Origin of the sequence: Bradyrhizobium sp. ORS 278 (assembly GCF_000026145.1) — a bacterium.
GTDB lineage: Bacteria > Pseudomonadota > Alphaproteobacteria > Rhizobiales > Xanthobacteraceae > Bradyrhizobium.
In genome coordinates, this window is record NC_009445.1 from 4,932,578 (window position 1) to 4,959,021 (window position 26,444).

Annotated in this window: 23 protein-coding genes; 12 read left to right on the forward strand and 11 right to left on the reverse strand. The window is 64.6% G+C overall.

The genetic code is table 11. The features are described 5' to 3' along the window. Positions 1-6: 6 nt before the first annotated feature. From BRADO_RS22060 to BRADO_RS22080, 5 genes are all read left to right on the forward strand, one after another. Positions 7-1,449 (forward strand): PepSY domain-containing protein, encoded by a 1,443-nt coding sequence (locus BRADO_RS22060; protein ID WP_011927567.1) that lies wholly within the window; start codon positions 7-9, stop codon positions 1,447-1,449. A 119-nt stretch (positions 1,450-1,568) separates the two neighbouring features. Beyond that, complete coding sequence (locus tag BRADO_RS22065; protein WP_011927568.1) at positions 1,569-3,167, forward strand: HAMP domain-containing sensor histidine kinase; 1,599 nt, start codon at positions 1,569-1,571, stop codon at positions 3,165-3,167. A gap of 47 nt (positions 3,168-3,214) precedes the next feature. Beyond that, entirely contained in the window at positions 3,215-3,412 is a 198-nt protein-coding gene (locus BRADO_RS22070) for a DUF1289 domain-containing protein (RefSeq protein WP_041756792.1), read from the forward strand. Positions 3,413-3,440: 28 nt separating this feature from the next. Next, a complete protein-coding gene (locus BRADO_RS22075) occupies positions 3,441-3,977 on the forward strand; it encodes a TIGR02281 family clan AA aspartic protease (protein ID WP_011927570.1) in 537 nt (178 codons plus the stop codon). A gap of 57 nt (positions 3,978-4,034) precedes the next feature. Continuing rightward, positions 4,035-5,060, forward strand: coding sequence for a histidinol-phosphate transaminase (locus BRADO_RS22080; protein WP_011927571.1), 1,026 nt, complete (start codon positions 4,035-4,037; stop codon positions 5,058-5,060). 5 nt (positions 5,061-5,065) lie between these two features. On the opposite strand, the gene dusA is transcribed toward BRADO_RS22080, so the two are convergent. Further along, entirely contained in the window at positions 5,066-6,085 is a 1,020-nt protein-coding gene (dusA, locus tag BRADO_RS22085) for a tRNA dihydrouridine(20/20a) synthase DusA (RefSeq protein WP_011927572.1), read from the reverse strand. Positions 6,086-6,468: 383 nt separating this feature from the next. Here dusA and BRADO_RS22090 point away from each other — a divergent pair, with 383 nt between their 5' ends. Continuing rightward, positions 6,469-7,503 carry a hypothetical protein gene (locus BRADO_RS22090; RefSeq protein ID WP_063822879.1) on the forward strand — a complete coding sequence of 345 codons (1,035 nt, stop codon included), beginning with the start codon at positions 6,469-6,471 and terminating at the stop codon, positions 7,501-7,503. Between the two features lie 2 nt (positions 7,504-7,505). Here the strand turns inward: BRADO_RS22090 and BRADO_RS22095 are convergent, their stop codons facing one another. Genes BRADO_RS22095 through BRADO_RS22105 form a run of 3 tightly spaced genes read right to left on the reverse strand, consistent with a single transcriptional unit; the run spans position 7,506 to position 11,693 of the window. Continuing rightward, positions 7,506-8,924 (reverse strand): lipopolysaccharide biosynthesis protein, encoded by a 1,419-nt coding sequence (locus BRADO_RS22095; RefSeq protein WP_011927575.1) that lies wholly within the window; start codon positions 8,922-8,924, stop codon positions 7,506-7,508. Next, complete coding sequence (locus BRADO_RS22100; protein ID WP_011927576.1) at positions 8,921-10,198, reverse strand: hypothetical protein; 1,278 nt, start codon at positions 10,196-10,198, stop codon at positions 8,921-8,923. The genes BRADO_RS22095 and BRADO_RS22100 overlap by 4 nt, the downstream gene beginning before the upstream one ends. A gap of 34 nt (positions 10,199-10,232) precedes the next feature. Next, on the reverse strand, positions 10,233-11,693 hold the full coding sequence (locus tag BRADO_RS22105; RefSeq protein WP_197535370.1) for a Wzz/FepE/Etk N-terminal domain-containing protein: 1,461 nt from the start codon (positions 11,691-11,693) through the stop codon (positions 10,233-10,235). Between the two features lie 158 nt (positions 11,694-11,851). On the opposite strand from BRADO_RS22105, the gene BRADO_RS22110 reads away from it, so the two are divergent. Next, positions 11,852-12,772, forward strand: coding sequence for a glycosyl hydrolase (locus BRADO_RS22110; RefSeq protein WP_011927578.1), 921 nt, complete (start codon positions 11,852-11,854; stop codon positions 12,770-12,772). Here BRADO_RS22110 and BRADO_RS22115 read toward each other — a convergent pair. Next, positions 12,769-13,782, reverse strand: coding sequence for a glycosyltransferase family 2 protein (locus BRADO_RS22115; protein ID WP_041756793.1), 1,014 nt, complete (start codon positions 13,780-13,782; stop codon positions 12,769-12,771). The two genes, BRADO_RS22110 and BRADO_RS22115, sit on opposite strands and share 4 nt — an antisense overlap. Before the next feature lie 114 nt (positions 13,783-13,896). Between BRADO_RS22115 and BRADO_RS22120 the strand changes: the two genes are divergently transcribed. The 5 genes from BRADO_RS22120 (at position 13,897) to BRADO_RS22140 (ending at position 19,228) form a co-directional block, all read left to right on the forward strand. Then, positions 13,897-14,742 carry an aldo/keto reductase gene (locus BRADO_RS22120; protein ID WP_011927580.1) on the forward strand — a complete coding sequence of 282 codons (846 nt, stop codon included), beginning with the start codon at positions 13,897-13,899 and terminating at the stop codon, positions 14,740-14,742. 74 nt (positions 14,743-14,816) lie between these two features. After that, a complete protein-coding gene (locus tag BRADO_RS22125) occupies positions 14,817-16,406 on the forward strand; it encodes a GMC oxidoreductase (protein ID WP_244422865.1) in 1,590 nt (529 codons plus the stop codon). Further along, the gene (locus BRADO_RS22130; protein ID WP_011927582.1) at positions 16,403-17,662 is read left to right on the forward strand and encodes a glycosyltransferase; all 1,260 of its coding nucleotides are present in this window, start codon (positions 16,403-16,405) and stop codon (positions 17,660-17,662) included. Before BRADO_RS22125 ends, BRADO_RS22130 begins: the two co-directional genes overlap by 4 nt. Positions 17,663-17,906: 244 nt before the next feature. Next, the gene (locus tag BRADO_RS22135; RefSeq protein WP_041756795.1) at positions 17,907-18,581 is read left to right on the forward strand and encodes a sugar transferase; all 675 of its coding nucleotides are present in this window, start codon (positions 17,907-17,909) and stop codon (positions 18,579-18,581) included. A 260-nt stretch (positions 18,582-18,841) separates the two neighbouring features. Beyond that, entirely contained in the window at positions 18,842-19,228 is a 387-nt protein-coding gene (locus tag BRADO_RS22140; RefSeq protein ID WP_157872604.1) for a hypothetical protein, read from the forward strand. Positions 19,229-19,264: 36 nt separating this feature from the next. Here the strand turns inward: BRADO_RS22140 and BRADO_RS22145 are convergent, their stop codons facing one another. The 6 genes from BRADO_RS22145 to BRADO_RS22170 all read right to left on the reverse strand — a co-directional run bounded on the left by BRADO_RS22145 (position 19,265) and on the right by BRADO_RS22170 (position 26,437). Further along, the gene (locus BRADO_RS22145; RefSeq protein ID WP_011927585.1) at positions 19,265-20,059 is read right to left on the reverse strand and encodes a bifunctional 2-polyprenyl-6-hydroxyphenol methylase/3-demethylubiquinol 3-O-methyltransferase UbiG; all 795 of its coding nucleotides are present in this window, start codon (positions 20,057-20,059) and stop codon (positions 19,265-19,267) included. 195 nt (positions 20,060-20,254) lie between these two features. After that, positions 20,255-21,502, reverse strand: coding sequence for an amidohydrolase family protein (locus BRADO_RS22150; RefSeq protein ID WP_011927586.1), 1,248 nt, complete (start codon positions 21,500-21,502; stop codon positions 20,255-20,257). A 123-nt stretch (positions 21,503-21,625) separates the two neighbouring features. Continuing rightward, entirely contained in the window at positions 21,626-23,485 is a 1,860-nt protein-coding gene (locus tag BRADO_RS22155; RefSeq protein ID WP_011927587.1) for a TRAP transporter large permease subunit, read from the reverse strand. Further along, a complete protein-coding gene (locus BRADO_RS22160) occupies positions 23,482-24,498 on the reverse strand; it encodes a TRAP transporter substrate-binding protein (RefSeq protein ID WP_050781032.1) in 1,017 nt (338 codons plus the stop codon). The genes BRADO_RS22155 and BRADO_RS22160 overlap by 4 nt, the downstream gene beginning before the upstream one ends. 77 nt (positions 24,499-24,575) lie before the next feature. Beyond that, positions 24,576-25,589 (reverse strand): transketolase family protein, encoded by a 1,014-nt coding sequence (locus tag BRADO_RS22165; RefSeq protein WP_011927589.1) that lies wholly within the window; start codon positions 25,587-25,589, stop codon positions 24,576-24,578. Continuing rightward, complete coding sequence (locus BRADO_RS22170) at positions 25,589-26,437, reverse strand: transketolase (protein ID WP_011927590.1); 849 nt, start codon at positions 26,435-26,437, stop codon at positions 25,589-25,591. Before BRADO_RS22170 ends, BRADO_RS22165 begins: the two co-directional genes overlap by 1 nt. Positions 26,438-26,444: the final 7 nt, after the last annotated feature.

The following is a 26,444-nucleotide window of genomic DNA, read 5'->3' on the forward strand; positions in this document are numbered from 1 at the left end:
GGCGGCATGATCCGGGCGCTGATCCCCACGCATCGCTGGCTCAGCATTCCCCTGGCTCCGCTGTTCGTGCTGTGGTTCGCCACCGGCATCGTGATGCACTTCGTGCCGTTTCCGGCACAGACCGAGAGCGAGCGCTTCGCAGGCCTCGCGGCGCTCGATCTGGCGACGTCGCTCCACAGTCCGGCGGACGCCGTCGGCGTGAGCGGCGTCGATCACCCCCGCAGGATCCGGCTTTGGCAGCGCGCGGATGGGCCCGTTTATGTGATCTCCGCGGCCGACCGGAACGTGGCCATTCATGCCGACACGCTGGCAGCGGCCGATATCGGCGACAGCGATCTCGCGCTGTCCATCGCCCGCGTAACGGCACAGCAGCGGGGGTTCCGCGCCGACAAGGCCGCGGTCGCCGCGCACGACGATTATGATCAATGGACGGTGCCGAACCGGTTCGATGCGCATCGGCCGCTCTACCGCATCGCGCTGAACGATGCCGACGCGACTGACCTCTATGTCTCCGCGCGGACCGGCGAGGTGGTGCTCGACACGACCGGCTTCGAACGCCGCTGGAATTATCTCGGCAGCGTCGTGCACTGGATCTATCCGACAGTGCTGCGCAAGGACTGGGCCGCATGGAACGTGACGGTGTGGTGGCTGTCCCTCGCGGCCGTCATGGCCGCTGTGACCGGCGCCCTGCTCGGGCCCCTCAGGCTGCGGCTCCGCAAGGCACGACCCGTCTTGCGCTACCGCGGCTGGCACCTGTGGCATCATTGGATGGGCCTCGTCTGCATGCAATTCGTGCTGACCTGGATGGTCAGCGGCTGGCTGTCGATGGATCACGGCCGGCTGTTTGCGACCGGCCTGCTCACGCGCGTCGAGGATGCCATCCTTGTCGGCGCCGTGGATTGGACGCAGCTCTCGGCTGCCCCCGCAGTGACCGGCGAGGTCCGCGAGATCGAATGGTTCGCATTCGGCGGGCGACTGCATCAACGCACGCGCCGCGCACTGCGCCAGCAGCAGATCTCGATGCGCGACGGCCCGTCCTGGCACGTCGTCGGCCGCTTCCTGCAGCCCGCCGAGATCAATGCCGTGGCGGTCCGGCTGCGCGGCGACTGCGCGCGATCGATCGAGGTCGAGCCCGGCGACGACTATCCGTTTGCATCGGATGTGCCAGGCGCACCGATCCATCGCGTCGTCTGCGGCGACACCTGGTACCACGTCGATGCCGCCTCGGGCGCGGCGCTGGAGAAGCTCGATCCGTCGCGACGCGCCTATCGCTGGCTCTACCAGGCGCTGCACACGCTCGACTTTCCGACGCTGCTCGCGCACGCCACGCTGCGCACGCTCCTCATCGTCGGCCTGTGCATCACGGGCTTTGTCTTCAGTGTCACCGGCCTCGTGATCGGCTGGCGGCGGCTCCGCGCGGCAGGCCTCGCGCCGCGCCACAATGGTTAATTTTAACGCGCGGTTAACGCAAATTTTTCGTTGTCTATAATCCGTCTTAAGGATTTGGAGCCAGTTATAGACGATGCAGAAAGCAGCCCGTGCGGCCCCGGGCAGGATTTGTGTTGTTGATGAGTAAACCCGCGGAAAAGCCCGAGATCGTCGAGCTTCCGGCCGATGCGCCGGCGCTCGCGCCGGTCAGCCAGCGCCGGGCGGCGCAGCAGCGGGTGCGCGAGGCGCGCGACCGGTTAACGTCGACATCGGGAACGCGGCCGGCCTTCGACCGCGAGCTGCTGCGCCAATATGCGCAGACCCGCATCTCCGCCTCCTACATCGTGATGCTGCTGGTCGTCGCGACCGGCATGATGCTGAGCGTCTGGCTGCACGCGGTCGCCGCGGGCGCCTGGACGCTCGGCGTGCTCTGCATCCACGCCGCGATCGTGCGCAACTGCTCGAACTTCCTGGCCGACCAGCCATCGCTGGCGGCGACGCGGCGCTGGCGGACCCGCTTCGTGCTGCTCGACCTGCTCTACGGCGTGTGCTGGATGGCGATCCTGATCCACCCCGCGCTGGCGGAGGTGTCGGGCACGCTGATGATGTTCCTGATGCTGCTGGTCATCGCCGTGTCCAGCATGCTCGCAGCGAACCTGCCAGTGGCAGCCGTCGCGGTGACCGCGCCGGTGACGGTCGCGATCACGCTGAGCCTCGCGCTGTCGGGCACGTTCGACAATTATCTGCTTGCCGGATTTGCCGTCGCGGCCGAAGGCTATTTCGTGCTGCTCGCGCATCAGCTGCATTCGACCACGCTGGCCACGCTCGAGGCGCGCGCCGAGAAGGATGCGCTGATCGGCGAGCTCGAGCAGGCCAAGGCGATCTCCGACGAGGCACGCTACCGCGCCGAAGCGGCCAATGTCGCCAAATCGCGCTTCCTCGCCCAGATGAGCCACGAGCTGCGCACGCCGCTGAACGCCATTCTCGGCTTCTCCGAGGTGATGAAGAGCGAGATCTTCGGCGCCCATGCGGTGCCGGTCTACAAGGAATACTCGGCCGACATCCACAATTCCGGCGTCCACCTGCTCAATTTGATCAACGAGATCCTCGACCTCTCGCGCATCGAGGCCGGCCGCTACGAGCTTAACGAGGAAGCGGTGGCGCTGGTGCATGTGATCGCGGACTGCCATCATCTGCTCAAGCTGCGCGCCTCGAGCCGCGGCATCACCATCCACGAGGTGTTCGAGCAGAAAATGCCGCGTCTGTGGGCCGACGAGCGCGCGATCCGCCAGGTCGTGCTGAACCTGCTGTCCAACGCCATCAAGTTCACGCCGCAGGGCGGCGAGATCTGGCTGAAGGCGGGCTGGACGGCGTCCGGCGGGCAATATCTCAGCGTCAAGGACACCGGCTCCGGCATCCCGGAGAACGAGATCCCGATCGTGCTCGCCTCGTTCGGCCAGGGCTCGAATTCGATCAAGTCAGCCGAACAAGGCGCGGGCCTGGGGCTTCCGATCGCCAAGAACCTGATCGAGATGCATGGCGGCACGTTCACGCTGAAATCGAAGGTCCGCATCGGCACCGAGGTGATCGTCACCTTCCCGCCCGAGCGCGTGATGTCGGCGCTGGCGCCGCTGTCCGACGAGGCGCCGCCGCTGCAACCGGATCCTGCCACCGCGCCCGCTCAGGAGAAGCGGCGGCTGCTGCGCAAACCGATCATGAATGCCGGAACGGGACTGTGAGATGATTGACCTTGCAAAGCCGGACCAGAACCTTTTCAACTCGCGGCATGAGCCAGGATTCCCCCTGCATTGCCGTCTGCTTGATCGACCCCAAGACGAAGCTGTGCTTCGGCTGCGGCCGCACGCTGCCGGAGATTGCGCGCTGGGGACGCATGTCGCGCGACGAGCGGCTCGCCGTGATGGACGGGCTGCCCCTGCGCATGCACGACGCCGGATTGCCCGCGATGGCGCGCAAGCGCGACTGAGCGACTCCTGCCACATCGGAGGCAAGGCATGAACAAGGTCGCCTTGGTTCTCCTCACGATGGTGGTCACCGCGAGCGCCGTGATCGTCTACAAGGATCCCGAGCAGGCGGCGCTGGCCAGCGACACCGTCTCGAGCATGCTCCGCAGCCGCGCCTTCAGGGCCAAAGCGGGTCCGCCGACCAACGCGGTCGAGATCGAGCGCACGCGGGGCGGCGAGTTCGCGCTGCGCGCCAAGATCAACGGCGTCGCCGCGCCGATGGTGGTCGACACCGGCGCCACCTCGGTGGTGCTGACCTGGGAGACGGCCAAGGCCGCGGGCCTGCCGCTCGAGCTGCTCGACTACGATGTCGACGTCGAGACCGCAGGCGGTCATACCAAGGCGGCGCGGCTGACGCTGGATCGGCTCGCGATCGGCAAGCTGGTGGAGCGCTCAGTGCCCGCGCTGGTCGTGCCCCACGGCCAGATGAAGACCAATCTGCTCGGCATGAGCTTCCTCGACCGTCTGGAACGCTGGGAGGTGCGCTCCGACCGGCTGATGCTGCACGGCTATCCCGAGCGCAGCTGAGCAGGCATTGCTCTGCGCCGCTTGTGCGAGCGGCTCGTCTCGGCCTAGGCTCCCGCCATGGCCGACGCCCCGCCCCCGCAATTGATCAAGCTTGCGCTCAACGAGACTCCCTTCGGCCCCTCGCCCGCCGCCGTCGCGGCCATCCAGGCCGATCTCGCCGGGCTCGCCCGCTACACCGGACACGAGGTCGACGACCTCACGGCTGCGATTGCCGCGCGCGAGAACATCGCAGCCGACCAGATCGTGCTCGGCGAGAACCTCAACGTGCTCGGGCTCTACCTGTCCGCCCAGGGCGGACCCGGTGGCACCTTCGTCTACTCCGAGCCGGGCTACACGGCGCTGGTCGACGCGGTGGCGCCGGCCGGCGGCCGCGTGATCGGCGTAGCGCTGAACGCCGCGCTGGAGAATGACTTGCCGGCCCTTGCGGCCGTGGTCGACAGCAACACCCGCGCAGTCTATCTGGTCAATCCGCACAATCCCTCGGGAACGGCGAGCGACGCCGCGCAATTCATCGCAGCGGTTCGCGCATTGGCGTCGCGCACGCTCGTCATCGTCGACGAGGCGTATCTGGAGTTCCTGCCTGATTTCGCCGAACGTACGGTTACGCCGCTGCTGCGCGAGGGCGCGAACGTCGCGGTGTTCCGAACATTTTCCAAGATCTACGGCCTTGCCGGTCTGGCCATCGGGTACACCTTGGCGCCGAAGCCGTTGGCCGCAGCGCTGAAGCAGATGGGCATCGGTGCCTTCTTCGGCCTGAGCCGGCTCAGTCTCGTCGCTGCCACCGCGAGCCTCGGCGATCTTGATTACGTCGCGTCCGTGCGCGGCAAAGTGGCGGCCGAGCGCGAGGCGTGGCACGCGCTGCTGCGCGAGCGCAAGCGGCGCTTCAGCGCCTCACGGGCGAACTTCGTGTTCTTCGATTGCGGCCGGCCACATCAGGAAGCGGCCGCGGCGCTCGCGGCCCGCGGCATCAGCATCGGCCGCGCGCAGCCGGGCTTTGCGACATGGCTACGCATCTCGATCGGGCTGCCCGAGGAGAATGCGATCGCGCGGCAGGCCGTGGCGGAGCTGCTGCCGGCGAACTGACCGGATCAGGCCAGCGCGACGGAAGGCGCGCGCTCCTCGATCATCGCCACGGCCTCGCGCAACACCTCGATGCCTGCGTCAGGCTTGACGCCGCGCTCGGCGAGATGGCGGCGGAACGCGCGCGCGCCGGGCACGGCATGATACGCTCCGACGAGATGCCGCGTGATCGCGTGCAGCCGCATGCCCTGCGCGACTTGGCGCTCGATATAGGGCTCGAGCGCAGCCAGCGCGTCCTTCATGCTCCGCTGTGGCCCCGCCTCGCCGAACAGCACGGGATCGACGTCGAGCAATCGCCACGGCTCCTGATAGGCCGCGCGCCCGAGCATCACGCCATCGACATGCGCGAGATGATCCTGCGCCGCTTCGATGCTGGTGATGCCGCCATTGATGATGACCGGCACCCGCGGCAGCCGCGCCTTCAGCCGGTACACCCTGTCATAGTCGAGCGGCGGGATGTCGCGGTTCTCCTTCGGCGACAGCCCGTTCAGCCAGGCCTTGCGCGCATGCACGATCAGCGCGTCAGCGCCTGCATCGACCACGGCATCCGCCAATGCATCGAGCGCGACCTCCGGATCCTGATCATCGATGCCGATGCGGCACTTCACCGTGACCGGAATTGTCACCACGCGCTTCATCGCCGCGACGCAGGCCGCGACCAGCGCCGGCTCCGCCATCAGGCAGGCGCCGAAGCGGCCATCCTTCACCCGGTCCGACGGACAGCCGACATTGAGGTTGATTTCGTCATAACCGAAATCCTCGCCGATCCGGGCCGAGGTCGCGAGGTCGGCCGGATCAGAACCGCCGAGCTGCAGCGCCACCGGATGCTCGCTCCGATCGAAGCCGAGCAACCGCGTCCGGTCGCCATGAATGACGGCACCCGTCGTGACCATCTCGGTGTAAAGCAGAGCCCGGCGCGACAGCAGCCGATGGAACACGCGGCAGTGCCGGTCTGTCCAATCCATCATCGGCGCCACGGCGAAGCGCCAAGCTCCTGATTTACCTATTTCGTCTGATATTTCAGCCATTTCGATGTCGTGCAGCAGGCATCCGATTCCCGCCTGTTTACACCGATTTCCGCCTTTTCGGACCGCTTTTTCGCTTCGCAGTACAACAATGCTGTAGCGCCGGGATCGATGTTGCACGCATATCTGTGCCTCCACGCTCTCCGGCACCGCGGCGTGTCCCGGCCGTTCGAGAAGGGCCTCAACGTTCGGTAAGTTGCAGCCGTTTCAAGCCGTCGCTCATGGTTGAGCCTAAAGCGCTACAAGCAGGCGCCTGTGTCATGGCAACGCCGGAGATCGCGAGCAGCCCACCAATGATCAGTCTTGGCCGGGAGGAACTCACGTCCGGCTTCCGAGTTGCGTCGCAGCGAACTTAGCTCGCACGGGCTGACCCTGGAGTTCGATGAATGAAGCTCGTCTGGCACGCCGATAATCTTCTGGAAGTCGATTGGCTGCGCGAGATTCTTGGCGATCTCATTGATGACGAGTGCGTTGACCTCGATCTGACTTGCTTCGACGACAACTGTATTCATGTCGTCAGCAGCAACTGGCAGCCCTTGCCCACCTACGAAGCCTATTTCCAGGAGTGCCGGCGGAGATGCCGGAACCTGATTCTGCTCCACACCAGCGACGAATGGTTCTCCGGAGGCTATGCACTGTACCGGCATTTTGACGCCGTCATTCGCAACTTCGCGACTGGCCTTGCGCGCCAGGAGGGTATTTGGACCATCCCGGAAGGGTATGCCAACGGCACCCGGACCGGCACCGCGCTACGCCCCGCGACCGAGCGTCGCCATGTCTGGTCGTTCACCGGCGAGATCAAATCGTCCCGCGCCGACATGGCTGCCGCCCTTGCCAGGCTGACGCCCCACTTTCTCACCGGAACCGCGTCCATTTACAACGCGAACGGAAAGAAGCTGCGCAAGACGGAGTTCGACGACCTCCTCGAGACCACGGTGTTTTCACCATGCCCGATGGGCAACGCCATCCTGGAAACGTGGCGCCTGTACGAGAGCCTCGAACTCGGATGCATCCCGCTCGTCGAGACGCGCTGGTCCCTGGACTATTTCACCTCGCTGCTCGGACCACACCCGATCCCATCTTTCCGCAGTTGGGAGGCGGCATGTCGCTATGCCGAGCTCATGCTGCAGGACAGTTCGGCCTTGCTGCGTAAGCAGTCCGAGATCATCGCGTGGTGGAGGGCCAAGAAGATGGCCGTCCACAGCGAGCTTCGCCAGGCGGTGACCGGCCCCTCGCGGCACGCGGCGCTGCAGAGGTTTGGCGCCCTCGCCCGCAACCGCCACCCGCCTCTCCACGAGCCCTTGCGCCTGCTGGAGCTCCTCCGCCATCAGAGTGGCGCCAGCCTGATGCGCCGGATCAGGCGTCCCGCGGGCCCGATCAGACGCATCGCCCGCGAGAGCCTGCGCAATCTGCGCGCCTGAGCTCACGGGACCAAGCGCGCTCGCTCTTGCATCTTGGTCGTCTCGAGCGGCCGGTGCAACGCGCGGATGACCGAATACAGGGTTTGCGCGTAGAGCAGAGATCCAACGCCATAGGCGACCACATAGGCCACGATGAACGTGTCTGTTGTCCAGTTGAGCACGACCATCAGCACGCTGATCACCACCATGACCGCAAGCGTGAGACATGAGCGACGAGCGAGCTCCTCAAATCGTCCGATTCCGATCAAGACGATCTGACACGTCGTCTGGACGAGCATGAACGCGAACATCGCGCAGATCGCAATCCGCATGACGGGCGAGACGATCCCGGCATGGTTGAGGATGACGCCGAAAATCTGCTCGCCGAACCCCGCAATCGCGATGATTCCCGCCAGCATCGGCAGCAGCCCGATCAAGACGCCTTTCGCGGTCGCGCGCATCAGGCCGACGGCATCCGCATGGTGCATCGCCCGGGTCTGCTGCGGAAGAACGGATTCCGCGCCGATCAGATAGCTCAGGACCGCAAACCGCGTGACCTTGTAGAACATGTCGAAGGTGACGACGGCCGCTGCATCACGCGATGCAGCGAGCAGATAATAAGGAAAGACGCCGATGACGAAATCGGATAGTGAGAGCAGCACGGTGGCGCCGACCCCGCGGATTTCCGCGCGCAGCAGCGTAAGACCCCTGCGCAGCGCACCTTTCCGCGGCGCAAAGCCGTGAATGCGAGCGAGCCAGAGCAATGCGCAGATCGCCACACTCCAGACGCCCAGGCTGATCGCGCTGTACGACTCGAATGACAGACCAGTCAGCATCGCCAGCGTCACGGCCAGCGATGCCAGGCGGCGGACCAGATCGACGGCCTCGGTCCAGAAGAATCCGTCGCGCGCGTTGATGGCCACCCGAAGCGCCATTCGCGGCAGCGCGCAGACCGCGCCGGCAAAGATCAGAAGATATGGGACCGCGTAGATGCCGACCTGAAGGATGCCGGACATCAGCGCAAGTCCCAACACCAGGATGGCCACGAGTCCGACCGCGATGTAGAGCGTGACGATCGTGACCACCAGATCCTGATCGTCAGGGGTTGCGGCGCGTGCACCGGATTCCGCGAGATAGTGCGACCTGAGCTTGAAGAATGTCAGTCCGGTGATACCGAGATCGCTCTGGACGACCAGCGCTGCCACCGCGAGCAGGCTCGCAATGACCGCATAGGATTCGATCCCGATTGACCGCACGAGCACATAGGCCAGCAGGAAGTTCGTGACGGCGTTCAGCGCGGAGTTGGCCCCCTTCAGCGCGACGAGCCCAAACGCACCGTTCGATAATCGCAGAAGCCGATGCAAGAGCGCGCTGCGATCGGCTGCAATGGAACTCCCGCTGCTCTCGCCGCTGACGAGCACCTCATCACTGCTTGTCGTCATCGGCTGACAATCATCTCGTTTCGCAGGTCCGGCGCGATCCTGCTTGCCGTCTCGGATACGGCTTTGGAATTCTCATTGATCTGATCGTTGCCGAGCCAGGCCACCAGTGCGGCCAGCTGCATCAGGACTGACGGGTTGAGGAGATAGCCGCCGAGAAAGAGATAGGTGTAGCCGACGGCAAACCGGACACCGCGAGGCCCGCGGCCGATCGTCAAATACAGCAGCCGTGAATAGAGCACGGCTCCGAGCAGTCCGTACTCATAGATGACCTTCCCCCAGGTCGGATCGAACGCATAGAATGACAGCAGACGGAACTCCTCCTGAACGGTTCCGGGCCCACGACCGATGAGAAACGTGGCGTCGGTTGCGAACACCACGCCTCGCAGCACCCGAAACATCGAGATGAACCGCGCCCATCCGCTCGACTGCGTGTCGGAAAACTCACCAAGGCGTCTTGTGAACGCGTCCAGTGAGAGAACATCGCCGAAGGCGATCACGATCAAGCCGAGCACGACTGCGACGACGAACAGCCGCATATGACCGTGACGCACGAAATAGAACGGCAGGAACAGCGCCAGCATCGTGAGGCCGGTCCCTGAATAGCTGCACAGCAGACCGGCTGCCAGCAGCGCCATGCGCGAGGCCCTCGCCGCCAGCGTCAGCTCGGCCACCAGGGCGATGGCCAGGAACTGGCAGAAGAAGGACGGCTCCAGGAAGACGACCCCATTGCTCTTGTACACCGGCGACGACCAATAGAGCGGGATCAGAGAATTGTAGCCCGACACCGTGACGCTGTCCGGCAGGTGCTTGTCCAGGAAGAACGCAACATCAGCGCCCACGGCAAACTGCCCGAGGAACTGCGCGATGCCGACGGCCGCGCCGATGCAGCCGACGGTCGAGAGCAGGCGCAGGATCCTGTCGTAAGGCATCCCGGTCGCAACACAGCGGAACACCAGAGGCGCCTGCGCCACCACAAGGAAGCCGAGTGACAGCGCCGAGACGTGCGAACTCGGCGACAGCGCTGTGCTGACGGCCCCAAGAATGACGAAGAGCGCGTACCAGGCAAATGCGCTCGTATTGATCTCGAGCCGGCCTGCGATGAACCCCACCGCGGTCACTGCAGGGAAGATCAGAAGGTTCAACGGATAGAGGCCGCCCGTGCCGGGCAGCGCGATCTTCTGAAGGGCAACCGATGAAAGCAGCGCGATCGCGCAGATCGCGAAGACGGATTGCGCGTCGGAGCGGGCTGCGGGAGCAACCGATGTGAGCGTCATGACCATCGACCTTCGCCGGAACGGGCGGCGCGCGTCACGCGAGTGGCGCCTGCCTGCGCAGCCGGTAGTCCGCCATGGCCGGCGACGGGCTCCAGCCGCCCTGCTCGGCGTCGATGTCGTCGTCGAAGCGTTCCTCCCGCTCGGCATAGAGCCGGCGCTCCCAAGCCCGACGACGTCGAACACGAATGGCTTCGAGCATCACGCAGGTGGCGGCGCCTCCCACCAGACCGATGACCCCTCCCAAAGCGAGGAAGAGCGGCTTCGGTGGAAACACCGGCTCTGTCGGACTCGTGGCGGATTGGGCGATTTTGACGTTGGACAGCTTTTCGCTCGCATCCCAATCCGCATTCAGCTGGGCTTCCGCCGCACGACCGACATGCGCTTCCATCACTTTCGAGACCTGATCGAGCTGATCCTTGAGACGGTTGAATTCAGCGGCGATCGATGAGAGCTCGCTCAGCTTGCGGCCGACATCCGCAACCGACTCCGTCTGCGCCTTCTCCAGCGAACGCAAGCCGACGATCTCCGAATTGAGGTTGACCAGCGATTGCGCGGTCTCCTGGAACACGCGCACCAGCAATAGCGGCGATTCGTTCGCCGGCACCTTGTTGGAATCCGTCAACGCATCCGAATTGCCGCCCGGCACATTCTGCTTTGGCCCCGTAATCTCGCTCGGCAAAGAGATCCGACGTCGAAGCTGGGTCAGCGTGTTCTGGAACGTCGCGGCTTGGGCCTCCTTCTCCGCAATCGCACCGCGCGTTTTTTCCAGCGCCGCGGTAGCGTTGTCGCGGCGTGCGAGCGCAAGCTCGATCTCCTGCCCCACCGAATAGGTCGAATGCTGGGCCGCAAATGCGCTGAGCTCCGCCGACGCGCGCTTGTACTCGTCGAGATAACGTGACGCCTGTTGTCGGAAAAAGGCGGGCGCCGCCGCATTTCCGCTCAGATCGGCCTGCCGCTGCAGGAAGTCACGGACAACGAGCGTCAGGAACTGCTCTGCGACCTTCGGATCCTCGTGCCGGAAGGTGAGAGAGAGAATCTGAGAATCCTTTTCAAGCGTGACAGCGAGCCGCTTCTTGACCTTCGACAACGCTCGATCAGCATCCGTGCGTGCATCATCCGATCGTTCCCGCCAGAACGGCGCGGTGATTTTTGAAACCCTGTCGATCCACTCGGGCGGAATGACGGTTCGCCATGCAGCCGGCTGCTTCTGATCGGGGAACAATCGCGCGGCGCCGAATTCGCTGATCGCCTGTCGAAGCACATCCTCGCTGTTAATGATGTAGATCTGAGAATTCAGCTGATAGCGCAGCGTGTCGGGAAATTGCGATTGCTGCCGTTGCGCCCGATCGAGCGTGGTCATCAACAGCGCTTCCGACTGATACAGCGGCGTGACCGTCATGGTGAACGCCGTGACGCCAGCCACGATCAGGATGAAGACCGTCAGGAAAGCGAGCTTTCGATCCCACACGATCTTCCCAAGTGCGTTGAACGACATGCGGGCCTCGCTGTTGTTGGAGTCTGGGCGGGGTGCGATCAGGCATGTGGCAAGTGCGAAATGATGGCTTGGTTCCAAACCGATTGCGCACGCCTTGTTGAAATCGGGCCGGATGGCTCGCTTCGGACCGTGCCGCAAATGAAGGGATCGGACACGTGATGCCGCCACGCTCCTCGCTCGCGATTCTGCTGTTGCTATGCTCTACCGTTGCCTGCTTCGCGGGCAATTCCGCACTGGGCGCCTATGTCGGGAATGATCTGTCCGAATTGAAGAGGTTCGAGACCTGGCTTGGCCGCCCAGTCGATCAGATCGTCGCTCACACTGGCCGGGCCAACTGGAAGGACTGGGTCGACAGTGTGCGGTGGTCCATCGGCCTATGGTCACCGCTCGACAAACCGATCTGCTGGACCATTCCGCTGTTTGCCGACCGTGGCTCGCTGTCGGACGCTGCGGCCGGAACCTACCAGGACCATTACGAACAGGCGGCCCGCATGCTGGCGCAAACACGCCCCCGTGACGTCGTCATCTATGTGCGGATGGGAGAAGAGTTCAACGGCGACTGGATGCCATGGGCCGCCGCGGGACATGAGCAGGACTTCATCCGAGCCTATCGCAACTTCGTCAAGGCGTTCCGCTCGGTGTCCGGCCGGTTTCGTTTCGAATGGAACGTCAACGTTCGCGAAACCCGCATGAACGCCGCGGATGCCTATCCCGGAAATGACTACGTCGATGTGATCGGAATGGACTTCTATTACAATACCAAGTGGAACCCGACCGATCCCGACAAGGCATGGACCGAGATGGTCGAGGGCCCCTACGGACTGAAATGGCTGGAAGACTTCGCGGCCGCGCATGGCAAGCCGACGGCCTACCCCGAGTGGGGTGTCAATTCCGACACTGCGGGGCCTTACATCGCGAGAGCAGCGCAATGGTTTGCTGACCATCATGTGCTGTATCAGAGCGTCTGGAACTCGAATGATGCGTTTCCGGGCAAGCTGAGCGACGGCCGATATCCAGCAGCCGCGACCGCCTATATCCGGGCATTTGGAGCCGCGGCAGCCCCGCAGCACTTTCCCTAGGGAGCCGCCCGTTCGGACACCGCCACTGGCGGCGACCTTGAAAATCGCGCTCGCAGGATGCGATGACTGAAGCCGATCGCCCAGCTGTGATGCATGATCATGGCGGCAGGGCCGGCTGTGCAGCCGGCGAGATCGCGGTTGCTGACGGCAAGCCAGCCACCGGCGACGAGACACGCGGTGATATACAGCAGCGACGGCGCAACAAACAGCCAACTGACGCTGATGGCCAATGCAGGTCCCATCAGGTTCATTCCCAGCACACCCAATGGCAGCACCTGCCGGATCTTGGGCCGCTGGCGGTGCTTGATCATGGTTTTCGCGCGGCCGGAGCCGTGGTTGAAATACTGACGCGCGAGCGAGCTGAAAGTGCTGCGCGGAAAGTAGGTGACGGCAAGCTCCGCGGATAGCCAGATCTTCGCGCCGGCATTCCGGAACCTGACGTCGAGCTCCGCGTCCTCGTTATGCGTGAAGCTTTCGTCATAGCCGCCGACGGCAAGGAATGACCTCCGCAGAAACGCAGCATGATGTCCATGCTCGACATAACGGGACGTAGCCCCGACCCGATGCAACGCACCGCCGTTGCCCAAACGGCTGTTCTGCGCGGCGGCGATGCCGCGTTGGAGGACGCCTGATCCGCGCGTGCGCATGGGAACCACGACCGATGCAGCATCACGCTCGCGCAGCTCCTCGACCAGGCCAACAACAAAGCCCTCCGGATATTCGGCGTGCGAATCCGCGCGGATGATGATCTCGGCGCGGGCCATGATGGCCCCCCGGTTCACGGCGGCGGATTGATAGCGCAGCGGATTGTGTTCCAGTCGGATTCGCCCATCGAGCGCGCCTAACTGGGTCACGATCGACACAGTGCGGTCCGTGCTGCCGCCGTCGAGCACGATCAGCTCGTAATCGACATGGTCCAGTCCGGCCGCCAGGGAGCGCAAGGCCCTCTCGATGTATTTCTCCTCGTTCAATGTTGGAACGATGATAGAGACTGAGGGTTCAGCTGGCATGGAACGATCCCGAAGCGGAACTGACATGAGTATGCGCAACGCGCACCGATGCGTCGTGTCCGCGGGACACGATGCTCTCGGCCCAATGCCGATCCGCCAGACCGGTTCCTATCAATGACGACTCTCGACGTGACCGGACAGCGGCTTGGGCTGGGCTGCGCGCGACTGGGCTCTGTTCTTGGGCGCGATCGCGCCGATGCGCTCAGGCTCGTGCAGACTGCACTCGATCGAGGCATTCGCTTCTTCGACACCGCCGACATCTATGGACAGGGCGAGAGCGAACGGCTGCTTGGCGCAGCGCTCGACGGCCGGCGCAAGCAGGCGACCATCGTCACCAAGGCCGGACAGTATTTCCCGCTGTGGATGCGCGCAGCGCAGCCGCTCAAGAGCGTGATCGCGCCCCTGATCCGGCGGAGCGGCGGCGGACGCCAGCTCGTTGCGAAGATGCGCGACGCACCGCTGCCGCAAGATTTCACCGGCAGCTATCTGCGCGCCCGCATCGAGGCGAGCCTCGGCCGCCTCCGGACGGACTATGTCGACGTCATGCTGCTGCACAGCCCTTCCGAAGAAATCATCATCGACGGCGAGGCCATGGGCCATCTCGAGAGGATCAAGGCTGCAGGAAAGGCCGTCGCCATCGGCGTGTCCTGCGAAGACGTCGAATCGGCCATACTCGCGCTGAATGACCCGCGCATCGAAGCGGTCGAGCTCCCGCTCTGGCCGATGACCGACCGCACCGATCTCTTTCTCCACCTGGCGCAACAACGCGGCATTCTCGTGATCGGTCGCGGACTGATGCGGGTCACCAGCCCGGACAACGACGCTAAACGATGGCGGGCCATCCTGGCCGCGGCCCTGGCGCGGAGCGAGCTCGGCCGTCTGCTGATCGGCACAACCCGTGTGGCGCATCTACTCCAAGTGCTCGATGCCATTCAAGATCAGGATGAACCGTGTTCATAGATGGACGGCGAATCGCGGCAGGGACCACGCTGGACGCGGAGATCTGCATCATCGGCGGCGGTCCCGCAGGCATCGTGATCGCGCGCGAATTGCTGGCGACGTCGCGTTCGGTCATTCTGGTCGAGAGCGGCTCCTGGCGGCCAGATAAGCTGATCCAGGCGCTGAATGCCGCCGAGCTTGCCGCTGGCAGTCGTCATCCGCCCCCCGAGATGTACCGCGAAAGACGCTTCGGCGGATCATCGACGATCTGGGGTGGCCGCTGTGTCCCGCTGTCGCCCAGCGATTTCGAGCGCCGACCCTATGTCGCCAATAGCGGGTGGCCGATCTCCTACGACGAGCTCGCCCCGTTTTATGCAAGGGCCCTGACTTATTGCGAGGCCGGCGAGTTCGTATTCGATCCGGTTTGTCTCAAAGGTCCAGCCGATCTTGTCGAGGGACTCGAGGACGATGATATTTCGGTCGGTCTGGAGCGCTTCAGTCCGCCCACCAATTTCGGGCGCCGCTTCAAGGCTGATCTCGTCCGCTCGTCGCTGCACCGGATCCTGACCCAGACCACCGTCACGCGATTACAGACGGACAGTTCCGGTCGGCGGATCGCCGCGCTGGACTGTGCGACCGTTGCCGGCAATTCTTTCCGCATTCACGCGAAGACCATCGTCCTCGCAGCCGGCGGACTCGAGTCAGTGCGCCTTCTGGCGGCCTCCAACCAGGTGAATCCCGCGGGCCTCGCCAATTCGAGCGGCGCTCTCGGCCGCTACTACATGTCGCACCTGGAGGGCACGCTCGGATGCCTGCAAGTCGCGAACGGCCGCCGGGTGGCGTGGAACTTCGCAAGAACATCCGATGGCATCTATGCGAAGCATCATTTGCGGTTGTCCGAGCCGGTGAAGAACCGTCATCAGCTGCGAAACATGATTTTCCGGCTGCATCACGCCAATCCGATGAACCCCGACCATCGCGATCCCGTGCTGTCGTTGATGTACATCGCGAAGCGCTTCGTGCTTCCGGAATACCGGCGAAAGATCACCACCGTGGAGCTGGAGGCGCTCGATCGCCTGCCTCACGGAAGCACCCTCGCCGTTCGGCATGTCGCCAACATCGCCGGCAATCCGTGGCCGCTCGCGAAGTTTCTGGGCTCCTGGGTCTACAGGCGGCATGCGCGCTATCGGCGCGTCCCCTATGTGGCGCTCCACTCGAAAACCGGCTGCTACCCGCTCGACTACAATGCCGAGCAGACGCCGCTTTATGACAGCAGGCTCTCGCTGACAGGCGAGACAGATCGGTTCGGAATGCCAAAGCTGCACATCGATTGGCGGGTCTGTCCAGGGGACATGGCCTCGATTGCGGCCAGCTATCGCGAGTTACAACGGGTGTTGGACCGGACCGGCGTCGCCAAAGTGCTGTTCGACGACGCCACCCTCAACGAGAGTGCCAGCCATCCGACCGCCGTGGGCGGCCATCATATCGGCACGGCACGGATGAGCGATGATCCGAGCCAGGGCGTCGTGAATTCGAACTGTCGAGCCCATGACGTCGATAATCTCTACATCGCCAGCAGCGCCGTGTTCCCAACCGGCGGCTCGGCGAATCCCACACTGACGATCGTCGCTCTCGCCATTCGACTGGCCGAGCACATGGCGTCCGAGATGCGGAGTTCCAGATGACGCCATCGATTCTCTGGCTGGCGCGAACGCTGCCGCTGCCGCTGAACGCCGGTGACCGGATCTACTCGGCGCACCTCGCCGGCGCGGTCGCGCGCCAAGGCAGCCGCGTCGTGTTCCTCGGTCTTGCGAACCCCGACGATCCGAGCGGCTCGCTGGACGAGCTCGAGCGTCGGGTCCAGTGGAAGCTCGTTCCCGGCGCGCCCAACCCCAAGCTGCTCGGTCTCGCTAGCCGACTGCCGATGGTCGGTGCTCGGTTCTGCACCAGGAGCTATCGGGATGCGATTACGCGCGAGCTCCGCGAAGCGGACTATGATGCCGTGGTGCTCGATCAGTACGGAATGAGCTGGGCGATCCGCCATGTCCGGAACATCGCACGCCGGCCGCCCATCCTGATCCACGTGTCGCACGACTTCGAGACGCGCGTCACCGATCAGATCGCCCGTAACTTCGCTGGCGATCCCGTACGACGATTTCTGCTCAGGCAAAATGCACGCAAGACGGCCGTCGCCGAGACGGATCTTGCCAGCGCGAGCCGGCTTCTCGTGACCTTGACCGATGAGGACCGTGCGTCGTTCGCGGCCATCAATCCCTCGCTGGGACACGTCGTCCTGCCACCAGGTCATGCGGGCCGCCGCGCGCCTCCGCGCGCCATCGACACGACGGTTCCCAGACGCGCGATCATCGTCGGTTCATTTAGCTGGATCGCCAAGCAGATCAATCTCGAGCGCCTGCTGAGCGCGGCCGACGGAATATTCCCGCAAGCATCGATCGAATTGCATGTCGTCGGAATGGTCCCGGAACCTCTGCTATCCCGGCTGAGGCAGCGTTTTCCCTGGGTCGCATTCAAAGGCTACGTCGACGATCTCGGCGAGGAACTACGCAACGCGCGGCTCGCACTGGTGCCCGAGGAGATCGGCGGCGGCTTCAAGCTCAAGATCCTCGACTACATCTTCGCGCGCGTACCGGTTGCCGCTGTCGCATCCGCGCTCGGCGGTATTCCGGCGCGCCTGAAAGATCAATTTTTGATCGAAGATGACGTTGCGAAGCTTCTTCGGACGGTTGCCGACACGATCGATGACGTTGGCTGCCTAAATCGAATGCAGACTGGCGCATTCGACATCGCCGATGGCCTGTTCGACTGGGATCTGAACGGACAACGCCTCCTCGATGGGCTCACGCAGGCTCTGCGGGAGCGTTCGCGCAAAGGCATCAGCAACGCGCTGACCGGGCTTACGGAGCCGGCGCCTTCGATCTGAAGATACGACCTCAGCTCGCGTGTTCCAGCAGATCGCACGCGTACTTACAACTACACTTGACTTCATCGATGCCGCGTTCCTCCTTGCAGCAATGAGGCCATTGCGTGACGATTTTCGGCCGACATCAAGATCATCAGGAACAACTGAGCAAATTAGAGAAAGATTGGAACGATACCCGGCAGAGGACTTTTGTTCGCGTTGCAACAACAAACAGCAGTGCGTTGGAGTCTGAGATATGGACGGAATGGCCAAGGCGACTGGTGCAGATGAACAATCGATCTATGTGTTCGTAACAGCAGATCGTCCGACTGGACTTACATCGAAGCGCGTCACGGACATCGTGCTCGCCCTCTGGGGCATCATTCTCCTCGCCCCCCTCCTCCTCATCTGCTGCTTCGCAATCGCCTGCTTCTCTCCCGGTCCGGTGATGTTTCGTCACCGCCGCGTCGGCTTCAACGGCAAGTCGTTCGACTGTTTGAAATTCCGCACCATGGCGACCGATGCGTCGGAACGCCTGCGTCGGCATCTCGAGTCCGATCCGGCCGCGGCGGCCGAATGGCAGACGACGCGAAAGCTGCGCAAGGATCCCCGCGTCACGCCGATCGGCGCCCTCTTGCGAAAGTCCAGCCTGGACGAACTGCCGCAGCTCTTCAACGTCCTAAGGGGCGACATGAGCATCGTCGGACCGCGGCCGATCACCGAGGAGGAATTGGAGCGCTATTCCGATGCGGTTCACGCCTATTTCTCTTGCCGTCCGGGGATCACCGGCCTCTGGCAGGTGAGTGGTCGCAGCACGACCACGTTTCAACGGCGCGTGGTCCTCGACAGCTACTATGCTCATAACTGGTCGATGATCCTCGACGCGAAGATCATCATGGCGACGGTTCCGGCCGTGTGCTTCTCAAACACGGCCTATTAGCAGCCTCGAAGCCGCGGCCGGCCCCCCACGGCGGGCCTCGCGAATCGGCAAAATGATGCTAAATGTGGCGTCATGGTGATTGGAGGATGCGCAATACGTGTGCTCATCTTCCGGTCCGGTAGCATGTCGCGAGTTCCATTCGCGGCCAGACCTTGCCCCGCGTCAAAGCGGGACCTTGCATTTGATGCGACAGCTCACGCGATATGACGATAGTGTCATGGTCTCACTTGCGACCGGAGCATTTCCGCCTTGAGCACGGCTTGCGTATCGACCACGAGCAGCGATCGCTGGACGTCCCCGATGCATTCACCCGGGACGCCGAGATGAGCTATCTGACGGCCGGGTTGGCATTGTCCGGAGCCGCGATCGGCTTCGCGTTCCGCTGGCACGCTCTCCTGCCCATCGTTGTCCTCGTCCCCCTAATCGTCATCATCTTCTCGGTGTCGCGCGGCTCGAGTTTCGAAACGACGGCAGTGGGTATCCTCATCGCTGAAGCCGGTCTCCAGGGCGGCTATGTGGTCGGATTGCTGTTGCGCCTGCTGGTGCCTTTGATCAAGCCTCGCTCGGTTGCGGCAGGTCCGCGCGAGACCCGGGCCGCGGGCAAGGACGACCAGCGGCACCCTGCGCCGCCTCCAAGCGGAGCGTGAGTCGCTCGAGGCCGGCCCTGCACGGAAGGCAAAGGCTCATTTCCAGGCATAGAGCTTGAACTCTGGCGTGTCGGCTCCGCCTGGCTTGCGAAGAACCCACAAATTATAGGCTGCGAGATCCCTCACGCCGATGGCATGGAGCAAGGTGTCGTATAAATAGGACGCGAGATAGAACGGAACAAAGAATTCGAGGTAGGAACTGCTGTTGTATCCGGGCAAATGATAGACGGTCTGGAAGCCCGACTTCTGTACCAGGTTACGAAATGCCGAGTAGTTGGTCCGATCGTAGTGCGCGGTGAAGCCCAGATGCTCGGCGGTCTCTCCCATGGATGTCGCCAGCAGCCGCTTCGAGGTGGCTTTCGGTAAGAGCCGGTTGGCGACGGCAAACGGGGCATAGCGTCCGGGGAACTGCGCGATGAAATAGCCTCCGGGGCGCAGCGCCTCGAAGGCATTGTCAAGGAAGCGCTGGTTGTCGCTGAAATGCTCGATGCCGGAGCTGATCATCACCAGATCGATGGATTCGCGAGCGACCGGAATTCTCTCGACCGCATCGCACTCGATCCTCTCGTCGAGCAAAAGATTGTCGGCCATTTCTGCGCCGTCGATATCCACGCCGATCAGCTTGATTCCGTACCAGCTCTTGTAATGCAGCGGAAAGTGCCACTGCTTTCCCGCGCCGACGTCGAGCACCGTTCTGGTCTCCGGATGCGAGAGCAGGATGGCGCCGATCTTGTGGTAGGCGGCGAACACATTCGCCTCGTGATAGTGGTCAGGAGTGATCGCCCGCGAAAGGCGTCTGTTCAGCGCGAAGAACGAGCCTGAATGTCCCACGTGAATCTCCCGTGATTGCTGATGCGGAACACTCAACGTCGGACGAGCCCGGATGCTCCGAAAAGAATGATGTTCGGCCGGGAATGTGTGATTCGTGTCTTCTCCCAACCGGGCAACGCTTCATCACGTTCGGCCCGACGTCCAAGCTGTCGGCGAGGTCTCAGCCCAAGCGACGACGGATCAGAGGCGACCAGGTCAGGCGTTCAGCCTGTCGATGTGGATCTGGCCGGCCTTCACCACCAGCGGGATGTGATCGCCCTGCCCGAGCAGACAGGAGATGTCGCGCAGCGGATTGCCATCGACGACGAGGAGATCGGCGATCGCGCCGGGCTGGATGCGGCCGAGCTTGCCGTCCATCCCCAGCACCTCGGCGCCGATCATGGTGGCGCTGGCGATCGCCTCGCGGTTGCCGACAATCTCGGCGCGGATGCGGAACTCGTCGCTTTGCAGCCGCTGCGACGGGCCGAGAAGGTCGCTGCCATAGCCCATTTTGACGCCGGCTTCGCGATAGATCGACAGCGAGCGAAGGCCGGCGTCGCGCACGTCGGCGATCTTGGCGACGCTCTCCGGCGGCAGGCCGTATTGCGCGCCCTCGTTCGCGAGCGCCTCATAGGTAACGAGCGTCGGGATCACATAGACGCCGTGCTCGGCCATCAGCCGCGCGGTCGGCAGGTCGACGAGGTTGCCGTGCTCGATGGTGCGCACGCCGCAGCGCACCGCCCGCGCGATCGCCTCCGCGGTGTAGGCATGCGCCAGCACGTAGGTCCCCCGCCCCCTCGCCTCGGCGACGATGGCGCGGATCTCGTCCTCGGAATAGCCGAACGCGCCGACCGGATCGGTCGGCGACGCGACGCCGCCCGAGGCCATGATCTTGATCTGGTCGGCGCCCATCTGCAGCTCCTCGCGCACCGCCTTGCGCACGCCGTCGACACCGTCGGCCACGCGCGCCAGCGCGCCGACCCGGACGCAGCACGGGCATGGCGCATTGTCGGAGAGAAAATCGGTGCGCGCGCGCATGTCGCCATGGCCGCCGGTCTGGCTCAGCGCGCGGCCGGAGACGAACAGCCGCGGGCCTTCGGTGAGGCCGGTGTCGACCGCCTGCTTCAGCGGATAGCCGGCGCCGCCGGCGTCGCGCACCGTCGTGAAGCCCCGCCGCAGCATGCCGCGCAGGATCAGTGCCGAGCGCAGGGTCACCAGCACGTTCGGCATCTGCACCTGCTGGGCCAGGTTGAGCTCGACAGCGATCGCATGCACATGCAGGTCGATCAGTCCGGGCATCAGCGTCTTGCCCCTGAGGTCGATGGTCTGCCCCACCGCGGTCTGCAGCGGCTTGTCCGACACCTCCTTGATCAGCCCGTCCTCGACCAGCACATGCGAGCCCTCGCGCAGCTCGGGCTGCAGCGGATCAAGCAGGGCGGCGTTCTGGAACAGGATCGTGGGCATCGGCGATTTCCTTGCGCGGGACCAGGGGTCCTTCAGACGGTGTCACTTTGCGCCAGGATGCCCCGCGCCGCGGGCGCGGCGCAAGGCTGTGTGTTGCATGCGGCTGTGCCTCCGCCGCGCGGATCAGAGAAATCCAATCGACAGCCACGGCACGAACGCGACGAGCAGCAGGCCGAGCACGAGCGCGCCGAGGTAGGGCCAGATCCGCGTCAGTCCGGCGTTGGGATCGATCTGCCCGATCGAGCACGCGGCGTAGTAGCCGAGGCCGAAGGGCGGCGCGAACAGGCCGATGCCCATGGCGAGGATGATCACCATCGCGTAGTGCACCTCATGCACGCCGAGCAGCTTGGCCGCCGGGAATAGCAACGGGCCAAACAGCACCATCGCCGGCAGGCCTTCGAGGATGCTGCCGAGCAGGATGAACACGGCGATCGAGATCAGCAGGAATCCGTATTTGCCGCCCGGGGCCGACACCATCATCGCCGCGAGCGCGTGCGAGAAGTTGGACTGCGTCAGCGCCCAGGCCATCGCGGTGGCCGCGCCGATGATGAACAGGATCGATCCCGACAACGCCGCGGTATGCACCAGCGCAGGATACAGCTTGCGCCAGTCGAAGCGGCGATAGACGAGCAGACCGACCAGCACGGTGTAGGCGATGCCGATGGTCGAGACTTCGGTCGCGGTGGCGACGCCCTCGGTGACCGCGGTGCGGATCAGGATCGGTAGCAGCAGCGCCGGCAGTGCGGTGATCAGCGCGGCGCGGATCGTGGCCCAGGAGGGACGCTGCCGGACGATGCCTTCGGGCTCGACCATGCGGCGCTTGGCGACGATCGCGAGCGCCGCGGCCAGCACCAGGCCCGGCAGGATGCCGCCGGTGAACAGCGCGGAGATCGACACCCCGGCCACCGAGCCGATGATGATCAGCACGATCGATGGCGGAATGGTCTCCGCCATGGCGCCGGAGGCCGCGAGCAGCGACACCAGCTCGCCGTCATGAATGCCGCGGCGCTTCATGTCGGGAAACAGCACCGGCGCGACCGCGGCCATGTCGGCCGTCTTGGCGCCGGAGATGCCGGACACCAGCAGGATCGCACCGAGCAGCACGTAGGACAGGCCGCCCCGGACATGGCCGACCAGCGAGACCAGGAAGCCCACCATGGCCGCGGCCATGCCGGTCATCACGATGAGGTGGCCGAGCAGGATGAACAAGGGGATTGCGAGCAGCACCAGCGATGAGACGCCCTCGTCGATGCGGCTGGTCACGACCTCGAGCGGCGCCGACGTCACCGTGAGCAGATAGGCGACCGTGGCGAGGCCGAAGCAGAACGCGATCGGCACGCCGGCGAGCACGGCCGCGCCGAGCAGGATCGCGAAGAAGACGATCAGATTCCAATTGCCGAGCGCCTTGAGCGCCGGCGCCGCACCCCACAACACGAGCGCGGTGGCCGCCAGGATCACGAGCGTGATCGCGATGTCGCGCGAGCCATGGCGGGCCATGCGCAGCAAGGCGGTGGCGAGCATGAGACCGATGCCGACCGGCACCGCGCCGGCCCGCACGCTGTCGGGCAGGCCGAGCGCCGGCGTTTCCGCGAACGCCTGCCCGCTCGCATAGTCGATGGCGGGGTGCAGCAGGATCGCCAGGAACAGCGCCGGCGCCATCAGCGCCGCGCTCTCCAGCACCGCGCGGGTGCGCGGTCCGACGCGGTCGATCAATGCGGTCATCCGCATGTGCTCGCCGCGGCTGAGCGCGAGCACCGCGCCCAGCATCGCGAGCCAGAGAAAGGTGATCGACGCGAGCTCATCGGCCCAGGTCAGCGGCCGGTTGAAGGCGAAACGCGCCGTCACGCCGGTGAACAGGATTCCGACTTCCGCGACCAGCGCGACGATCGCGGGAATCTCGATCAGCTTCGTCAGCACCCGTTCGAGGGTTTCGACGATGCCGTGCTTCGTGGGGGCAACCAGAGACGCGTCGACCGTGTTCATCCGAGCTCTCCCACGTTCGACTGCAGGATCTTCCAGGCATCCTCGCCGAACTTGCCGCGCCAGTCCTTGTAGAAGCTGGTCTTGCCGAGTGCGGTCCGGAACGCCTCCTTGTCGACATCGACGAAGGTGAAGCCCTTGGCGGCGAGGTCGGCGCGCAGGCTCTGGCTGAGCGCGGCGATGTCGGCCCGCTCGTCATCCGCCGACTTGCCGAACTCCTGCGTGACCAGCACCTGCAGGTCGGACGGCAGCTTGCCGAGGGCGGCGCGGTTGCCGAGGATCCAGTAGGCGTCCCAGACGTGGCTGGTCAGCGAGCAGTATTTCTGCACTTCGTAGAGCTTGGCGGTGGCGATGATCGGCAGCGGGTTCTCCTGGCCCTCGACCACCTTGGTCTGCAGCGAGGTGTAGACCTCGTTGAAATTGATCGGGGTCGGGCCGGCGCCGAGCGCCTGGAACAGGCTGGTCAGGATCGGCGCGGCCGGCACGCGGATCTTGAAGCTCTTGAGATCGTCCGGGGTCTTGATTTCGCGGGTCGACGAGGTGACCTGGCGGAAACCATTGTCCCACGGCTTGGAGAGCGCGATGGCGCCGGTCTTCTCGATATCCTTGCGGATGTGATCGCCGAGGCTGCCGTCCATCGCCTTCCAGACCTGGTCATAGGACGTGAAGGCGAAGCCGGTGTTGACGATGCCGGCGAGCGGCACGCGGGTGGCCAGCACCGAGCTCGAGATATTGATCGCATCGACCGCGCCGACGCGGACCTGCGAGATCAGATCGGTGTCGGAGCCGAGCTGGTTGGCCGGGTAGATGTTGATCTCCAGCCGGCCGCCGCTCGCCTCCTTGATGCGATCGGCCGCCTCTCGCGCCCGCTTGTTGACCGGATGCGACGGATCCTGTCCGGTCGCGAGCTTCATCGTGAATTCGGCCGCCTTCGCGAAGCGCGAGGTGAAAGGCAGCACCGCGGCTCCCACCATCGCTCCCGCCATGAATCGCCGACGCGTCGTTCCCTTGCGCATTCCCATCCCTCCAGTCTGAATTGTTGTTATGGCCGGCGCGTCCACGCGCCGGCGTGTCGATGTCCGCGGCTGGTCCGCTATTTGAGCCAGCCCTTCACCTGCTTCACGACCTCCGACAGCGAGATGCCGTAGCGGTCGTGCAGCGTCGGCAGCGCGCCGGCGTCGAGGAATTCGTCGGGCAGGCCGATCTGCCGGAACGGCACATGCACGCCTGCACGCATCAGCACCCCGGCGACGGCCTCACCCAGCCCGCCGATCACCGTATGGTTCTCGGCGACGACGACGAGACGGCCGGAGCGGCCGGCCTCGCGCGCGATGGTCTCGGCGTCGAGGGGCTTGATCGTCGGCACGTGCAGCACCGCGACGTCGACGTGATCGTCGGACAAGGCCGTGGCTGCCTCCAGCGCGCGCATCGTCATCAGGCCGGAGGAGATGAACAGGACGTCGCGGCCGTCGCGCAGCAGCTTGGCCTTGCCGAGCTCGAACTTGTAGTCGTACTCGTCGAGCACCAGCGGCACCTGGCCGCGCAGCAGCCGCATGTAGACCGGGCCCTGATGAGCAGCCATTGCCGGCACCACCTGCGCGATCTCATGCGCGTCGCACGGATCGATCACCGTCATGTTCGGCATCGCGCGCATCAGCGCGAGATCCTCGGCCGCCTGGTGGCTCGGGCCGTAGCCGGAGGTCAGGCCTGGCAGCGCGCAGGCGATCTTCACGTTGCGATCTTCCTCGGCGATCGTCTGATGGATGAAGTCGTAGGCGCGGCGCGAGGCGAACACGGCATAGGTCGTGGTGAACGGCATGAAGCCTTCCGCCGCCAGGCCGGACGCCGCGCCGAACAACAGCTGCTCGGCCATGCCCATCTGGTAGGTGCGATCGGGGAACTCCTTCGCGAAGATGTGCAGGTCGGTGTATTTGCCGAGATCGGCAGTCATGCCGACGACCTCGGGCCGGCTGCGCGCCAGCTCGACCAGCGCGTGGCCGAACGGCGCCGGCTTGGTGCGCTGGCCCTCGGAGGCGATCGAGGCGATCATCGCCGAGGTCGTCAGGCGCGGCTTGCTCAGATCCGGAGCGGGTCTCTTGGAAGTCATCACGGCCTCCCGGCGTCGAGTGCGGCAATCGCGAGCTGCCATTCATGCGGCTCGACGCGAATGAAATGGTTCTTCTCGCGTTGTTCGAGGAACGGCACGCCCTTGCCCATCAGCGTGTCCGCCACGATCATGCGCGGCTTCGGCTCGGGGTGGCTCTTGGCGGCGTCGAAGGCGGCCAGCACAGCATCGAGGTCGTTGCCGTCGATGCGCTGCACGAACCAGCCGAACGCCTCGAGCCTGTCGACCAGCGGCTCGAAGCCCATCACCTGGGTCGATGGGCCGTCGGCCTGCTGATTGTTGACGTCGACGATGCCGATGAGATTGTCGAGCTTGTAGTGGCTGGCCGACGAGATCGCCTCCCACACCGAGCCCTCATCGAGCTCGCCGTCCGAGAACAGCGTGTAGACGCGGGAGCTGGACTTCTTGCGCTTCAACCCGAGACCCATGCCGACGGCGATGCTCAGGCCGAGCCCCAGCGAGCCGCCCGACATCTCCATGCCCGGCGTGTAGGACGCCATGCCCGACATCGGCAGCCGGCTATCATCGCTGCCATAAGTCTCGAGCTCGGCCTCTGGAACGATGCCGGCCTCGATCAGCGCGGCATACAGCGCGATCGCGTAGTGGCCGTTCGACAGCAGGAAGCGGTCGCGCTCCTCCCAATGGGGATCCTCGGGCCGGTAGCGCATGGCGTGGAAATAGGCCACCGCCAGCACGTCCGAGATGTCGAGGGCCTGGGCGATGTAGCCCTGCCCCTGCACCTCGCCCATGCGCAGCGCGTTGCGGCGGATGTTGTAGGCGCGCTGCGCCAGCGTCGGCGCGTTGGCGAGCCGATTGGTTGCGATGTCCATCGTGTGA

What these genes read in the sequence shown, in the direction of transcription:
- BRADO_RS22060 (WP_011927567.1), top strand. Translation starts at nt 7, where the DNA reads ATGATCCGGGCGCTGATCCCCACGCATCGCTGGCTCAGCATTCCCCTG.
- BRADO_RS22065 (WP_011927568.1), top strand. Translation starts at nt 1,569, where the DNA reads ATGAGTAAACCCGCGGAAAAGCCCGAGATCGTCGAGCTTCCGGCCGAT.
- BRADO_RS22070 (WP_041756792.1), top strand. Translation starts at nt 3,215, where the DNA reads ATGAGCCAGGATTCCCCCTGCATTGCCGTCTGCTTGATCGACCCCAAG.
- BRADO_RS22075 (WP_011927570.1), top strand. Translation starts at nt 3,441, where the DNA reads ATGAACAAGGTCGCCTTGGTTCTCCTCACGATGGTGGTCACCGCGAGC.
- BRADO_RS22080 (WP_011927571.1), top strand. Translation starts at nt 4,035, where the DNA reads ATGGCCGACGCCCCGCCCCCGCAATTGATCAAGCTTGCGCTCAACGAG.
- dusA (WP_011927572.1), bottom strand. Translation starts at nt 6,085, where the DNA reads ATGGCTGAAATATCAGACGAAATAGGTAAATCAGGAGCTTGGCGCTTC.
- BRADO_RS22090 (WP_063822879.1), top strand. Translation starts at nt 6,469, where the DNA reads ATGAAGCTCGTCTGGCACGCCGATAATCTTCTGGAAGTCGATTGGCTG.
- BRADO_RS22095 (WP_011927575.1), bottom strand. Translation starts at nt 8,924, where the DNA reads ATGACGACAAGCAGTGATGAGGTGCTCGTCAGCGGCGAGAGCAGCGGG.
- BRADO_RS22100 (WP_011927576.1), bottom strand. Translation starts at nt 10,198, where the DNA reads ATGACGCTCACATCGGTTGCTCCCGCAGCCCGCTCCGACGCGCAATCC.
- BRADO_RS22105 (WP_197535370.1), bottom strand. Translation starts at nt 11,693, where the DNA reads ATGTCGTTCAACGCACTTGGGAAGATCGTGTGGGATCGAAAGCTCGCT.
- BRADO_RS22110 (WP_011927578.1), top strand. Translation starts at nt 11,852, where the DNA reads ATGCCGCCACGCTCCTCGCTCGCGATTCTGCTGTTGCTATGCTCTACC.
- BRADO_RS22115 (WP_041756793.1), bottom strand. Translation starts at nt 13,782, where the DNA reads ATGCCAGCTGAACCCTCAGTCTCTATCATCGTTCCAACATTGAACGAG.
- BRADO_RS22120 (WP_011927580.1), top strand. Translation starts at nt 13,897, where the DNA reads ATGACGACTCTCGACGTGACCGGACAGCGGCTTGGGCTGGGCTGCGCG.
- BRADO_RS22130 (WP_011927582.1), top strand. Translation starts at nt 16,403, where the DNA reads ATGACGCCATCGATTCTCTGGCTGGCGCGAACGCTGCCGCTGCCGCTG.
- BRADO_RS22135 (WP_041756795.1), top strand. Translation starts at nt 17,907, where the DNA reads ATGGCCAAGGCGACTGGTGCAGATGAACAATCGATCTATGTGTTCGTA.
- BRADO_RS22150 (WP_011927586.1), bottom strand. Translation starts at nt 21,502, where the DNA reads ATGCCCACGATCCTGTTCCAGAACGCCGCCCTGCTTGATCCGCTGCAG.
- BRADO_RS22155 (WP_011927587.1), bottom strand. Translation starts at nt 23,485, where the DNA reads ATGAACACGGTCGACGCGTCTCTGGTTGCCCCCACGAAGCACGGCATC.
- BRADO_RS22160 (WP_050781032.1), bottom strand. Translation starts at nt 24,498, where the DNA reads ATGCGCAAGGGAACGACGCGTCGGCGATTCATGGCGGGAGCGATGGTG.
- BRADO_RS22165 (WP_011927589.1), bottom strand. Translation starts at nt 25,589, where the DNA reads ATGACTTCCAAGAGACCCGCTCCGGATCTGAGCAAGCCGCGCCTGACG.
- BRADO_RS22170 (WP_011927590.1), bottom strand. Translation starts at nt 26,437, where the DNA reads ATGGACATCGCAACCAATCGGCTCGCCAACGCGCCGACGCTGGCGCAG.